The organism is Rhodanobacter sp. UC4437_H4 (assembly GCF_052978425.1).
The window spans coordinates 3,845,682-3,858,380 of record NZ_CM129673.1 but is presented as its reverse complement, the minus strand read 5'-3'; the positions used below and the strand labels follow the sequence as shown (position 1 = coordinate 3,858,380).

The following is a 12,699-nucleotide window of genomic DNA, read 5'->3' as shown; positions in this document are numbered from 1 at the left end:
ACTCCGATTTCCGTCATTCCCGCAAAAGCGCGAATCCGGCGGCTTTGGCAGCAGGAGGCCCGTCATCCCCGCCTTGGCGGAGATGACGGGCCTGAGCAAGTATCATTCGAATCAAATCCTTGTACCTGAATCCGGCTTCGGCGGAAATGCCTCCATCAACGGCCGGATCAGGTCCAGCGGCAGCGGGAACACGATGGTCGAGGATTTGCCGTTGTTGGACATGTCGGCCAGCGTTTGCAGATAACGCAACTGCAGCGCCTGCGGCTGTTGCGACAGCATCGCCGCAGCATCGCGCAGCTTCTCGGCGGCCTGCATCTCGCCTTCGGCGTGGATCACCTTGGCGCGGCGTTCGCGTTCGGCCTCGGCCTGGCGCGCGATCGCCCGCACCATGGTCTCGTTGAGATCGACGTCCTTGATCTCCACGTTCATCACCTTGATGCCCCACGGGTCGGTAGCCTCGTCCAGGGTGACCTGCAAGGTGTGGTTGATCGACTCGCGCTGGGACAGGATCTCGTCCAGCTCGTGCTGGCCCAGCACCGAGCGCAGCCGCGTCTGTGCCAGCTGGCTGGTGGCCTGCAGGAAGTTCTCCACCTCCAGCACCGACTTGTCCGAGTCGACCACGCGGAAGTACACCACGGCATTGACCCGCACCGAGACGTTGTCGCGCGAGATCACGTCCTGCGGCGGCACATCCAGCACGGTGACCCGCAGGTCCACCCGGATCATCTGCTGCACCACCGGGATCAGCAGCACCAGGCCGGGGCCCTTGGTGCCGGTATAGCGGCCCAGGGTCAGCACCACGCCGCGCTGGTACTCCGGCAGGATCTTGATCGCGGCGAACAGCAGCAAGATGCCGAGGATGATCAACACACCGACGAATCCGAACATGGTCTTCTCCAGTCAAAAACCTCAAACGGTCGCGACGGCAGGGGCCGGCTCGACCCACAACAACAAACCTTGCCGCGACACCACCCGCACGGCGGCGCCCGCCGGCAGGTCGACCGCGCAGCGCACGCGCCAGCGCTCGCCGTGCAGCATCGCCCAGCTCTCGCCGCCGGCAGCCACGCTTTCCAGCAGGCGGCCGGTTTCCTCGACCATCGCGGCCTCGCCGCCGAACGGTGGTGCGCGGCGCGCGCGAAAAACCAGCCACACCACCGTGCCCAGCAGCGCCGCGAAGCCCACCGCGATGCCGCCGATCACGCCCAGGTTGACCGCGTAGCCGGGCACGCCGGTCTTCATCAGCATCACCGAGCCGATCACGAAGGCCACCAGCCCGCCCGCGCCGAAGGCGCCCACCGTGGGATTGACCGCCTCGGCCACCAGCAGGCCGATGCCCAGCGCCATCAGCGCCAACCCGGCGTAATTCACCGGCAGCAGCTGCAAGGCGTACAGGCCCACCAGCAGGCTGATCGCGCCCACGATGCCGGGGAGCATCGCGCCGGGGTGCATCGCCTCCAGCGCCAGGCCGAAGATGCCGCCGAGCAGCAGCAGGTAGGCGATGGTCGGGTTGGTGATGATGCCCAGGAAACGGGTGCGCGCGCCCGGCACGTAGTCGCGCACGCTCGCTCCCTTCAGTTGCAGGGTCAGCTGGCGCTCGCCGACGCGTACCGCGCGTCCGTCGGCCTTCGCCAGCAGGTCGGCCACGTCGCCGGCGACGAAGTCGATCACGTTTTGTTGCGCTGCCTCGCTGGCGGTCAGCGTCGCCGCGCCGCGCACCGCCTGCTCGGCCCAGGCCGCGTTGCGATCGCGCAGCTGGGCCAGCGAGCGGATGTAGGCGATCGCGTCGTTCAGCACCTTGTGCGATTCGGCGTTGTCGCCGGCCTCATCCTGCGCGGGCGGCGCGCCGGAACCGGCCCTGGCCGGCTCGCTCGCCTTCGGCGCCGGCAACGGCATCGGCGTGGCGCCACCCAGCGATACCGGTGTCGCCGCACCCAGGTGGGTGGCCGGCGCCATTGCGGCAACCTGCCCCGCATAAAGGATGTAGGTGCCGGCCGAAGCAGCACGCGCACCACCCGGCGCCACGTAGACCAGTACCGGCACCGGCAGCGCCAGCATGCGGCCGATGATCTGGCGCATCGACTCGGACAGCCCGCCCGGCGTGTCCAGTTGCAGCACGATCGCCACCGCGCCGTCGGCTACCGCGCGTTGCGCCGCGTCGTCGAAGTACTCCGCTGCAGCCGGCCCGATCGGTCCGTCCAGGGTGATCCGCGCCACCATCGCCGAAGGCGCAGCCACCGGCGGTTCGGCGCGCGACGGGGCCGACGGCACCAGCCACGCCAGCATCAGAACGATCAGCCAGCAGCCACGCATCATGATTCCGTCCTCCGCGCACGGTCTCGCGACGTCGGCCCACTGTAGCCGGTCGGGTGTACAGAAAGCGCTCATTCACGGCAACGGCGCGCTTTCGGTGGACAATCGCCATCCACGCCGGAGAATCCCCATGCCGAAGATCGATGTCAGCCAGGTGCCCGAGCGCAAGGGCTCGGGCTATCCGCCGCCGTTTGCCGCCTTCGCCGGCGCGCGCACCAGGCAGGCGCTGGGCGATGCCGGCGGCCTCGCCGATTTCGGCGTCAATCTCACGCAGCTTCCGCCGGGCGCGTGGTCGAGCCAGCGGCACTGGCATACCGACGAGGACGAGTTCGTCTGCGTGCTGTCGGGCGAGCTGGTGCTGATCACCGACGACGGCGAGCAGCCGCTGCGCACGGGCGAGTTCGCGGCGTTCCCGAAGAACTGTCCCGACGGTCATCACCTGGTCAACCGGAGCGCACAGACAGCCGTCTATCTGGAGATCGGCAGTCGCCACGCGGACGACCGCTGCCACTACCCCGACATCGACCTGCACTGGGACGGCGCGGCCGGCGTCTACACGCACAAGGACGGCTCGCCGTATCCGTAGGAGCCCGCTTGCGGGCGATGCTTTAGTAGCCGGGATTCGGGATTCGCGAGAGCATCGCCCGCAGGCGGGCTCCTGCCCGTTGATGAGTCGGCAGCCTGGCTATTTCAGCGTGGCGGCTCCAGTGGCCGAACCCGCCGCGGCAGGCTGCAGGTGCTGGCCGACCAGCAGGCCGCGGATCGTGCGCAGCCGGGCCTTGATCTTCGCTTCGTTGGCCGCTCCGGTGCGCAGCAGCAGGCGCTGGCCGGCGGAGCGCGCTTCCAGCCCCGGATCGGCGAACACGTACTGGCTCCTGGACGGCAGCAGTGCCGGCGGCGTGGCGGGCTCGGGCGCGGCGAGCAAGTTGTCGATCACCACGATCAGGCGGTCATTGAAGTAGCCGTGCGGGTAGCCCAGGTGTTCGTAGGCCTGCTGGAACAGCGGATAGGCGTGCACGTACCAGGCCACCAGCGCCTGCGGATCGACCTGCTCGACGATCGCCATGTACGGCGCATAGCGGGCGGCGTTGGCTTCGCCGATCACGGTTTGGCCGTCCATTTCGCCGGTGACGAAGGCACCCTTGGGCGGCCTCGCGGGCATCATGATGCCGCCGAGGCTGCGCCCGGGCATGGCGTCGATGCTGGCCACGATGCGGTTGATGATCTGCGGGCGCACCAGCAGCAGCGACAGCTCGCTGTCGCCGGCCAGCCGCTGCAGGGCGGCCAGCACGTCGTCGTCGCTCTGGTCCAGCGCCGGCAGCGGCGCGGTGGAGGCGCTGGCCGGGACGGCCTGCGCCTGTGCCTGCGCGATCGGATGCTGGATCGGCGCCGCCGCGCTGCGGCTCGTCGCCGGTTGCGCCATTTCCGCCGTCGGCGGGCTCGCCGCCTCGGGCTGCATGGCGCGTCGCACCAGCCAGCCCCCCGCCCCGACCAGGACGATCACCACGATCGCCGCGGCGACCCAGCTTCCGGTTGATGTCTGCCTGCGCATGAACTTCCCCGTGGTTGCCTTCAAATAGTGCTGGGACTGGAGCCCGCGCGATTCGTTCAACCGGCGTGGTTCAGGCCTTCAATCGGTAGCCGCTGCGGAAGATCCACCACACCAGTCCCAGGCAGATGCCGAGGAACACCAGGGTCATGCCCAGGCTGATCCCCACGCCGACGTCCGACACGCCGTAGAAACTCCAGCGGAACCCGCTGATCAGGTACACCACCGGGTTGAACAGGGTCACCTTCTGCCACAGCGGCGACAGCATGTGGATCGAGTAGAAACTGCCGCCAAGGAAGGTCAGCGGCGTGACGATCAGCAGCGGCACCAGTTGCAGCTTCTCGAAGTTGTCCGCCCAGATGCCGATGATGAAGCCGAACAGGCTGAAGGTCACCGCGGTGAGCACCAGGAACGCGACCATCCACAGCGGGTGCGCGATCTCGAAGGTGACGAACAGCCGCGCAGTGGCCAGGATGATCGCGCCCAGGATGATCGACTTGCTCGCCGCCGCGCCGACGTAGCCGGCGACGATCTCGAACGGCGACACCGGCGCCGACAGGATCTCGTAGATGGTGCCGACGAACTTGGGGAAATAGATCCCGAACGAGGCGTTGGAGATGCTCTGCGTGAGCAGCGACAGCATCACCAGGCCCGGCACGATGAAGGCGCCGTAGCTGACCCCGTCGATGCCGTTCATGTGCGAGCCGATCGCCGCGCCGAACACCACGAAGTACAGCGATGTGGAGATCACCGGCGAGACGATGCTCTGCAGCAGCGTGCGCCGCGTGCGCGCCATCTCGAAGCGGTAGATCGCGCGGATGCCGTGGATGTTCATGCGCGCTCCCTGACCAGGTCCACGAAGATGTCCTCCAGCGAGCTCTGGCTGGTCCTGAGATCCTTGAAGTCGATGCCCAGTTCGCCCAGCCGGCGCAGCAGCACGTCGATGCCGCTGCGCTCGTCCTGCGCGTCGAAGGTGTAGACCAGTTGCTGGCCGTCAGCGGACAACTCCAGCGCGTGGCCGGAAAGTTCGGCGGGGATCGCCGCCAGCGGCGACTGCAACTGCAGGGTAAGTTGCCGCCGGCCGAGCCTGTTCATCAGCTCGGCCTTGTCCTGCACCAGGATCAGCTCGCCCTTGTTGATCACGCCGATGCGGTCGGCCATCTCCTCGGCCTCGTCGATGTAATGCGTGGTGAGGATGATGGTGACGCCACTGGCGCGCAGGCCGCGCACCATGGTCCACATGTCGCGGCGCAGCTCCACGTCGACGCCGGCGGTGGGTTCGTCCAGGAACAGGATGCGCGGCTCGTGCGACAGCGCCTTGGCGATCATCACCCGGCGCTTCATGCCGCCGGACAGGGTGATCATCTTGTTGTCCTTCTTGCTCCACAGCGAGAGGTCCTTCAGCACCTTCTCGATGTACGCCGGGTCTGGCGCCCTGCCGAACAGGCCGCGGCTGAAGCTGACCGTGTTCCACACCGTCTCGAACGAGTCGGTGGTCAGCTCCTGCGGCACCAGGCCGATCTGCGAGCGCGCGGCGCGGTATTCGCGAACCACGTCGTGGCCATCGGCCAGCACGGAGCCTTCGCTGGGATTGACGATGCCGCAGATGATGCTGATCAGGGTGGTCTTGCCGGCGCCATTGGGGCCGAGCAACGCGAAAATCTCGCCCTGGCGGATCTGCAGGTCGATCGGCTTGAGCGCCTGGAAACCGGAGGCGTAGGTCTTGCTGAGCTGTCTGACGTCGATGATCGGCTGCACGCGATCTCCTGGGCCTGGGGACGGGCGACGGGAACGGGCGATGGTATGCCCTTCGCCGCGCCACGGCCAGCCGCTGCTGCACCCCTGGACTTCGGCGCCGCGCCTGCGCTCAGGGCGAACGGCGATGTCGTTTCCCGCTCCCCATTCCCGATGCCGCCCGACGGCACGCCCTTCCCCGCAGGCGGGCCGCCCATCTTCCTCGCCACCGCGCTGATCCCGCTCTCGCTGGTGGTCGCCAGCATCGGCCTGCTGCCGTTGCTCGAAGGCCAGGAACTGCCGCCGGAACCGGCGGTCCTTCGTGAGGAGAACATGGCCCGCCGGGCCGCAGCCATCGCCGCCGTCGTCTCGGACGAGGTCTCGCACCGGCGGGTGCGCGAGATCGACCTGCAGGAAGCACACTACCGCCAGACCGCACGCCCCGGTTCCGCGATCCTTCCGGCCGATCGCTCCACGCATTCCCCAGGGAACCAGACCATGCGCATGTTCCGCCAGTTGCTCATCGTGGCAACCCTCGCCATCGCAGGACCCGCTGCCGCCGCCAGCCTGCCGAACCGGCCGGTGCCGTCGCTGGACCTGCATCGGTATGCCGGCCAGTGGTACGAAATCGCGCGCCTGCCGATGTACTTCGAACGCGAGTGCCTCGATGCCGTCGTCGCCACGTACACGCCGAATCCCGACGGCACCATCCACGTGCACAACACCTGCCGCACCCGCAAGGGCCGGTCGTCGGTCGACGGCGTGGCGCGGATGAAGAAACACCAGCCGGCCGCGCTGGAAGTGCGCTTCGCGCCTGCCTGGCTGACCTGGCTGCCGATGGCATGGGCCGACTATTGGGTGATCGAGGTGGACGCCGGCTACCAGTGGGCGGTGATCGGCGGCCCCGGCCGCAACCACCTGTGGATACTCTCGCGCCAGCCCACGATGGATCCCGCACTTTTGCAGACCCTCGTGGAGCACTCGCGCCAGCGTGGCTATCCGGTCGACCGATTGATGATGACCGCACCCGCCGGTGCGCCGGACCGGCCCGCGGAAAGCGCGCCGGCGCCGAACGGAACCCCGCCCCTCCACGACCGTGGCCTCAGGCCGGCGGCACCGGAAACGCGCGGATGATTTCGAACGTCGCGATCGCGCAGGCGGTGGCCACGTTCATCGACGAATGCGCGCCCAGCATGGGGATGTGCACGGTCTGGTCGGAACCGTCCAGCAGGGCCTGGCTTACGCCGCGGTTCTCCGAACCGAGCACCAGGCAGATGCGCTCGCCCGCGGCCACCGGCAGCTCGCGGATGTCGATGCTGGCGCTGGTGAGCTCCAGGCTGACGATGCGGTAGCCGGCGGCCTTCAGTTCGTGCACTACCGGCAGCGGATCGTCGTCGTGGCGGAACGGCACGTGCTGCTCGGTCGCACGCGAGGTCTTGCGCAACTTGCGGTTGGGCGGCACCGCCGAAGCGCCGGTGAGGTGGATCATCTCCACCCCCAGCGCGTCGGCAATGCGGAACACGCTGCCCACGTTCATCGGCACCTCGAAGTCGTGCACCAGGTAGCGCAGCGCGAACGCGGAACGCGCCGGGCGATGCTGCAAATGGTCGAGCTGCCGGTTCGCCATGCCGCGACCGGCTCAGGCCAGCAAGAGCAGCAGGGGCGCGGCAATCCCGCCCAGCAGCACGGCGCCGAACAGCCGCGGCCGGCGAGTGAAGCGCCAGGCCATGTACAGCCCGCTGCACACCGACATGAACAGGCCCAGCGCGATCGCGGCGAAGAAGATCTTCATCGGCAGCAGGTTGCGGCGCGCACCGGGTGCCGCGGGCGCGCCCTGCACCGCTGCCCGCGCGACCGGCGCGGCCTCGGCCACCGTTGGCGCCGGACGCGGACGCCGCACCGGCACCTCCAGGGTCTGCTTCTTGTGCAGCTGCGCCATGCTGGCCAGCCACGCCGGTGGCGCGTAGCTGCTGCCGCGGCTGGCCTCATGCAGGCCGAAGGTCTGCAGGCCGCCGCTCACCGCCAGGAACAGCAGCATCGGCGCGGTGAACACGCCGAGGTAGAGATGGCAGCTGCGAACGAAGCGGATCAGGCGATGCGACGACGGCATGGGCGGCGATATCCACGAAACGGGCGCACAGGGTACGCCGCTGCATGGCGCACCGGCCAGCCGTTGGCACGGCAATCCGCACTGCTGCTAACCTCGCCGCTGGACCGCCGCGATCGCGTTGCCGTGGCTCGGCGTCCACCATCGGTCGGAGCAGTGCGTGGCTTTCGAAATCGAAGAGCGTCGGATCGACGTGGCCGATCTGCAGCTGGGCATGTTCGTGTGCCGGCTGGATCGGCCATGGGAGGAGACGCCATTCGCACTGCAAGGTGTCGCGCTGACCCGGCTGGAGGACATCGAGACCCTGCAGCAGTTGTGCCGCGAGGTCTGGGTCGATGCGCGCCGCCTGGTGCCACCGGACGCGCCGCAGGCGCTGATGCGCGCCGACGCCCCGCGCCACCGCTTCAGCAGCCGCACCCATTACGCCGATCTCGCCGCGGTCGAGGACGAGGCGCCACGTGCCCGCGCCGCGCTGGAGAACGCCTCGCAGATCGTCGATGGCCTGTTCGAGGACGTGACCAGCGGCCGCGAGCTGTCGGTCGAGCGCGTCGAGCAGGCGGTGCGCCCGCTGGTGGCCACCGTGCTGCGCAGCGCGGATGCGTTCTTCCTGGTGGAGGGCCTGCGCCGCAGCGACAGCTATTCCTACAGCCACGCGGTGAGCTGCAGCGCGCTGGCCGCCGCGTTCGGCCGACACATGGGTTTCGACGAGGAGACCATCTTCAGCCTCGCCGCCGGCGGCCTGCTGATGGACGTGGGCAAGACCCGCCTGCCGGAGCAACTGCTGCAATATCCGGGTTCGCTGGCTCCCAGCGAGGTCGACATCATCCGCTCGCACATCGGCCACGGGCTGGCCCTGCTGGACGAGGCAGGCATCGCCAACCTCGACGTGCTCGACATCGTGCGCACCCACCACGAGCGCCACGACGGCAGCGGCTACCCGGACGGCCTGGCCGGCCACGCCATCCCGATCAGCGGGCGCATGCTCGGCATCATCGACAGCTACGACGCGATGTCCAGCGCGCGTCCCTACCGCGCGCCCATTTCACGCCACCAGGCGCTGCAGCAGATCTACGCCGCACGCAACCGCCTGCATCAGGCCGAGATGATCGAGCAGTTCCAGGTCTGCCTCGGCGTCTACCCCACCGGTTCGCTGGTGGAACTGAGCACCGGCGAGGTGGCAATCGTGATGGCGCAGAACCAGGTGCGCCGGCTGCGCCCGCGGGTGGCGATCCTGAGCGAGCCGAACAAGCAGCCGCTGGACGATTTCCGGGCGGTGGACCTGATGCAGCTGGACGACGACGAGGGCGTGGACATCGTGCGCAGCCTGGCGGTCGGCGACTACGGCATCGATGCCAGCCGCTTCTTCCTGTAATGATGACCACCCCGACGCCCGTCCGCCCGCCCTCCCCCTGGCCCGCCGCCGCATGCTGAATCGCGAACACATCTTCGAGCAGATCGACGCGCACATCCGCGCCAGCGCAGGCGAGCGTTTCGCCGTGCTGATGCTGCGCGTGCCCGGCCTGCGCGAGATCAGCCTGCGCTTCGGCTACGCCCAGGGCGAACAGGCCGAGGACATGGCGCATGCGCTGATCCAGCGTTCGCTGCGTCCGATCGACCGCGTGTTCCGCGCCGGCGACGACAGCTTCGTCGTGCTGCTGCCGGATATGCTCAGCGCCAACCACGCCCTGCTCGCCGGCACGCGCCTGACCCAGGCCTTCGAGCAGCCGCTGGACGGAACCGCCTCGCCCTGGCTGGTGCGGCCGGTGATGGGCATCGCGCTGTATCCCGACCACGGCCCCGGCGCCGACCGCCTGTGTCGCCGCGCCAGCATGGCGCTGGACGAGGCGCAGCGGCGCGGCGAGCTGTACGTGGTCTACGCGCCGCACGACACCCAGGTCGAGATCTTCTACGACGAACTGCGCGAGGCGCTGGACGCCAACCGGCTGCAGGTGTTCTTCCAGCCGATCTGGAACCTGCAGAGCGACCGCCTGGCCGGCGCCGAATCGCTGGCGCGCTGGAGCAGCCCCAACCACGGCGAGGTCTCGCCCGCCAACTTCGTGCCGTTCTCCGAGCAGAGCGACCTGATCTCGGTACTCACCCGCTGGAGCATGAACACGACCCTGCGGCACGTGGCCAGCCTGCCCTCGTTCCAGGGCCTGCGCTTTGCGATCAACTTCTCGCCGCGCGTGCTGTCGCGCCCGGGCATGGTGGAGCAATTGACCGGCGCGCTGGAAATCTGGGGCGTGCCACCGACGGCGGTGATCGTGGAGATCACCGAGACCACCCTGGTCAACGACCTCGAGCTGAGCGTGCAGGTGTTGCGCCGGTTGCGCGACCGCGGCATCGGCATCGCGATCGACGATTTCGGCACCGGCTACGCCTCGATCGCCTACCTGCGCCAGTTCCCGGCCACCGAATTGAAGATCGACCAGTCGCTGATCGGCGCCATCCGCAGCGAACCGCATACCGCCAAGCTGGTGCGCGCCATCATCAACATGGCCCACCACATGGACCTGGCCACTACCGCCGAAGGCATCGAGGATGCCGCCACCCAGGCGTTGCTGATCGACATGGGCTGCGACTTCGGCCAGGGTTTCCACCTCGGCCGCCCGCAACCGGCCGCCGACTTCATCGCGCGCTTCGCCACCACGGTGCCGCCCGCGTGAGCGCGCACCGGACCACGCCACAGGGTGGTTCCCGTCGCGCCCGGAACCATGGGCGCCGCTGAGGTCGGCGGCGGCATCCGCTTCGCGCTCGACGGCGCCAGCAAGCGGTACGGCAAAGTCGTGGCGCTGCAGCGGATCGACCTGGCCTTCGCCGCCGGCAGCACCACCGCGCTGATCGGCAGCAGCGGTTCGGGCAAGTCCACCGTGCTGCGCCTGCTGCTGGGGCTCGAGCGCAGCGACAGCGGCTGCGTGCGCGTGGACGGCCGCGCCCTGCAGCCGGCCGACATCCTCGCCTTGCGCCGTCGCGTGGGCTACGTGATCCAGGACGGCGGGCTGTTTCCGCACCTCACCGCCATGGGCAACCTCGGCCTGCTGCCGCAGCACCTGGGCTGGGCGCCGCAACGCATCCGCGAACGAGCGCAGGCGCTGGCGCAGCTCACCCGGCTGCCGTCGGACGCGCTGGCGCGCTACCCGGCCGAACTCTCCGGCGGCCAGCGCCAGCGCGTGGCGCTGATGCGCGCGCTGATGGTCGACCCCGACGCCTTGCTGCTGGACGAACCGCTGGGTGCACTGGACCCGATCGTGCGCCACGAATTGCAGGAGCAGTTGCAGCGCATCTTCGGCGAACTGGGCAAGACGGTGATCGTCGTCACCCACGACCTGGCCGAGGCGGCCTGGTTCGCCCCCCGGCTGGTGCTGCTGCGGCGCGGCGCGGTGGTGCAGGACGGCAGCTACGCGGATCTGCGCGACCGCCCGGCCGACGACTTCGCGCGCCAGTTCGTGCAGGCGCAACGCACGCTGCCGGCCACGCCATGACCGGCATGCCTGCCCGCATCGCCATCGTGCTGCTCGCCGGCCTGCTGCCGGTGCTGGCGATCGCGCAACCGGTGCGGATCGGCTCCAAGCAATTCACCGAGTCGGTGATCCTGGGCGAGATCGCGCGACTGGCCGCACGCGATGCCGGCGTCCAGGCCGTGCACCAGCGCGAGCTGGGTGGCACCCGCATCCTGTGGAAGGCCCTGCAGCAGGGCGACATCGACGCCTACCCCGAGTACACCGGCACACTGAACCACGAGCTGCTGCAAGACGTGCCGGCCGACGCCGACATCGCCACCTTGCGCGCCCGGCTGAAACCGCTGGGCATCGGCATCACCGACCCACTCGGTTTCGACAACACCTACGCGATCGGCATGCGTCAGGACGAGGCGGCGCGACTGGACATCCGCCGCATCTCCGACCTGCGCGCGCACCCGTCGCTGCGCTTGGGCTTCTCCAACGAGTTCATGGACCGCGGCGATGGCTGGCCGGGTTTGCGCCGCGCCTATGCCCTGCCGCAAACGAAGGTCAGCGGGCTGGATCACGTGCTGTCCTACCGCGCGGTGGCCAGCGGCGCGGTGGATGCGATCGACCTGTACAGCACCGACGCGGAGATCCCCTACTACCACCTGCGCACCCTGCCCGACGACCGCCACTACTTCCCGCGCTACCAGGCGGTGTTCCTCTATCGGCTGGCGCTGGAGCGGGACGAGCCCGCCTTCGTCGCCGCCCTGCGCCGCCTCGCCGGCCGCATCGACGAGCAGGCGATGCGCACGATGAATGCCGCGGTGAAGCTCGACGGCCGCCGCGACAGCGCGGTGGCCGCCGACTTCCTCGGCACCCGCGTCGAGGCGGGGCGGCGCGGCCTGTGGCAGCGGCTGCGCCAGCGCAGCGTGGAGCACATCGAGCTGGTGGCGAGCTCGCTGGGCCTGGCGCTGGCGCTGGCGATCCCGCTCGGCATCGTCGCCGCGCGTCGGCGCCGGCTGGGGCAACTGGTGATCGCGGCCACCGGCGTGCTGCAGACGGTGCCGTCGCTGGCGATGTTCGTGTTCATGATCCCGTTGCTGGGCATCGGCACCTGGCCGGCGGTGGCCGCGCTGTTCCTGTACAGCCTGCTGCCGATCGTGCGCAACACGCATGCCGGCCTGGTCGGCATTGCGCCGGAACTGATGGAATCGGCCGCGGCACTGGGCCTGCCACGGCGGGTGCGGCTGCGCCGCATCGAATTGCCGCTGGCGATGCGCTCGATCCTGGCCGGCATCAAGACCGCCGCAGTCATCAATGTGGGCACGGCCACCCTGGCCGCGCTGATCGGCGCCGGTGGCTACGGCCAGCCGATCCTCACCGGCATCCGGCTGGACAGCATCCCGCTGATCCTGGAAGGCGCGATCCCCGCGGCGGTGCTGGCGCTGCTGGTGCAGGGCCTGTTCGAACTGGTCGAGCGCTGGCTGACGCCGCGCGGGCTGCGCCTGCAGGCGCGGCAATAAACGGCCGCAAGGCGGCGTCGGCTATCCTGT

The 12,699-nt window shown here is 69.2% G+C and carries 12 protein-coding genes and 1 pseudogene; 6 read left to right on the top strand and 7 right to left on the bottom strand.

Features of this window, described 5'->3' with window-relative positions:
* Positions 1 to 111: 111 nt before the first annotated feature.
* Both ACVCL3_RS17575 and ACVCL3_RS17570 read right to left on the bottom strand, forming a co-directional pair.
* Positions 112 to 888: a slipin family protein gene (locus ACVCL3_RS17575; protein ID WP_395119288.1), complete on the bottom strand. Its 777-nt coding sequence runs from the start codon at positions 886 to 888 to the stop codon at positions 112 to 114.
* 21 nt (positions 889 to 909) lie between these two features.
* Entirely contained in the window at positions 910 to 2,313 is a 1,404-nt protein-coding gene (locus tag ACVCL3_RS17570; RefSeq protein ID WP_447100110.1) for an NfeD family protein, read from the bottom strand.
* A gap of 127 nt (positions 2,314 to 2,440) precedes the next feature.
* On the opposite strand from ACVCL3_RS17570, the gene ACVCL3_RS17565 reads away from it, so the two are divergent.
* Positions 2,441 to 2,896 carry a cupin domain-containing protein gene (locus tag ACVCL3_RS17565; RefSeq protein WP_395119290.1) on the top strand — a complete coding sequence of 152 codons (456 nt, stop codon included), beginning with the start codon at positions 2,441 to 2,443 and terminating at the stop codon, positions 2,894 to 2,896.
* 99 nt (positions 2,897 to 2,995) lie between these two features.
* Here ACVCL3_RS17565 and ACVCL3_RS17560 read toward each other — a convergent pair whose 3' ends face one another.
* The 3 genes from ACVCL3_RS17560 to ACVCL3_RS17550 all read right to left on the bottom strand — a co-directional run bounded on the left by ACVCL3_RS17560 (position 2,996) and on the right by ACVCL3_RS17550 (position 5,617).
* The gene (locus tag ACVCL3_RS17560) at positions 2,996 to 3,862 is read right to left on the bottom strand and encodes a DUF3014 domain-containing protein (RefSeq protein WP_447100109.1); all 867 of its coding nucleotides are present in this window, start codon (positions 3,860 to 3,862) and stop codon (positions 2,996 to 2,998) included.
* 70 nt (positions 3,863 to 3,932) lie between these two features.
* Positions 3,933 to 4,694 carry an ABC transporter permease gene (locus ACVCL3_RS17555; RefSeq protein ID WP_395119292.1) on the bottom strand — a complete coding sequence of 254 codons (762 nt, stop codon included), beginning with the start codon at positions 4,692 to 4,694 and terminating at the stop codon, positions 3,933 to 3,935.
* Positions 4,691 to 5,617 carry an ABC transporter ATP-binding protein gene (locus ACVCL3_RS17550; RefSeq protein WP_395119293.1) on the bottom strand — a complete coding sequence of 309 codons (927 nt, stop codon included), beginning with the start codon at positions 5,615 to 5,617 and terminating at the stop codon, positions 4,691 to 4,693. The genes ACVCL3_RS17555 and ACVCL3_RS17550 overlap by 4 nt, the downstream gene beginning before the upstream one ends.
* A gap of 474 nt (positions 5,618 to 6,091) precedes the next feature.
* Between ACVCL3_RS17550 and ACVCL3_RS17545 the strand changes: the two are divergent.
* Positions 6,092 to 6,622, top strand: a pseudogene (locus ACVCL3_RS17545) (lipocalin family protein); the annotation flags it as partial.
* A gap of 73 nt (positions 6,623 to 6,695) precedes the next feature.
* On the opposite strand, the gene ACVCL3_RS17540 reads toward ACVCL3_RS17545, so the two are convergent.
* Together ACVCL3_RS17540 and ACVCL3_RS17535 are read right to left on the bottom strand one after the other, a co-directional pair.
* A complete protein-coding gene (locus ACVCL3_RS17540; protein ID WP_395119294.1) occupies positions 6,696 to 7,220 on the bottom strand; it encodes a TrmH family RNA methyltransferase in 525 nt (174 codons plus the stop codon).
* 12 nt (positions 7,221 to 7,232) lie between these two features.
* Entirely contained in the window at positions 7,233 to 7,703 is a 471-nt protein-coding gene (locus ACVCL3_RS17535) for a PepSY domain-containing protein (RefSeq protein WP_447100108.1), read from the bottom strand.
* 157 nt (positions 7,704 to 7,860) lie between these two features.
* Between ACVCL3_RS17535 and ACVCL3_RS17530 the strand changes: the two genes are divergently transcribed.
* Genes ACVCL3_RS17530 through ACVCL3_RS17515 form a run of 4 tightly spaced genes read left to right on the top strand, consistent with a single transcriptional unit; the run spans position 7,861 to position 12,669 of the window.
* A complete protein-coding gene (locus tag ACVCL3_RS17530; RefSeq protein WP_395119296.1) occupies positions 7,861 to 9,072 on the top strand; it encodes an HD-GYP domain-containing protein in 1,212 nt (403 codons plus the stop codon).
* A gap of 52 nt (positions 9,073 to 9,124) precedes the next feature.
* Positions 9,125 to 10,366 (top strand): putative bifunctional diguanylate cyclase/phosphodiesterase, encoded by a 1,242-nt coding sequence (locus ACVCL3_RS17525; RefSeq protein ID WP_395119297.1) that lies wholly within the window; start codon positions 9,125 to 9,127, stop codon positions 10,364 to 10,366.
* A gap of 48 nt (positions 10,367 to 10,414) precedes the next feature.
* Positions 10,415 to 11,182, top strand: coding sequence for an ATP-binding cassette domain-containing protein (locus tag ACVCL3_RS17520; RefSeq protein ID WP_395119298.1), 768 nt, complete (start codon positions 10,415 to 10,417; stop codon positions 11,180 to 11,182).
* Between the two features lie 5 nt (positions 11,183 to 11,187).
* Positions 11,188 to 12,669: an ABC transporter permease/substrate-binding protein gene (locus tag ACVCL3_RS17515; RefSeq protein WP_447101547.1), complete on the top strand. Its 1,482-nt coding sequence runs from the start codon at positions 11,188 to 11,190 to the stop codon at positions 12,667 to 12,669.
* The last annotated feature ends 30 nt before the right edge of the window (positions 12,670 to 12,699 follow it).

What these genes read in the sequence shown, in the direction of transcription:
- ACVCL3_RS17575 (WP_395119288.1), bottom strand. Translation starts at nt 888, where the DNA reads ATGTTCGGATTCGTCGGTGTGTTGATCATCCTCGGCATCTTGCTGCTG.
- ACVCL3_RS17570 (WP_447100110.1), bottom strand. Translation starts at nt 2,313, where the DNA reads ATGATGCGTGGCTGCTGGCTGATCGTTCTGATGCTGGCGTGGCTGGTG.
- ACVCL3_RS17565 (WP_395119290.1), top strand. Translation starts at nt 2,441, where the DNA reads ATGCCGAAGATCGATGTCAGCCAGGTGCCCGAGCGCAAGGGCTCGGGC.
- ACVCL3_RS17560 (WP_447100109.1), bottom strand. Translation starts at nt 3,862, where the DNA reads ATGCGCAGGCAGACATCAACCGGAAGCTGGGTCGCCGCGGCGATCGTG.
- ACVCL3_RS17555 (WP_395119292.1), bottom strand. Translation starts at nt 4,694, where the DNA reads ATGAACATCCACGGCATCCGCGCGATCTACCGCTTCGAGATGGCGCGC.
- ACVCL3_RS17540 (WP_395119294.1), bottom strand. Translation starts at nt 7,220, where the DNA reads ATGGCGAACCGGCAGCTCGACCATTTGCAGCATCGCCCGGCGCGTTCC.
- ACVCL3_RS17535 (WP_447100108.1), bottom strand. Translation starts at nt 7,703, where the DNA reads ATGCCGTCGTCGCATCGCCTGATCCGCTTCGTTCGCAGCTGCCATCTC.
- ACVCL3_RS17525 (WP_395119297.1), top strand. Translation starts at nt 9,125, where the DNA reads ATGCTGAATCGCGAACACATCTTCGAGCAGATCGACGCGCACATCCGC.
- ACVCL3_RS17520 (WP_395119298.1), top strand. Translation starts at nt 10,415, where the DNA reads ATGGGCGCCGCTGAGGTCGGCGGCGGCATCCGCTTCGCGCTCGACGGC.
- ACVCL3_RS17515 (WP_447101547.1), top strand. Translation starts at nt 11,188, where the DNA reads ATGCCTGCCCGCATCGCCATCGTGCTGCTCGCCGGCCTGCTGCCGGTG.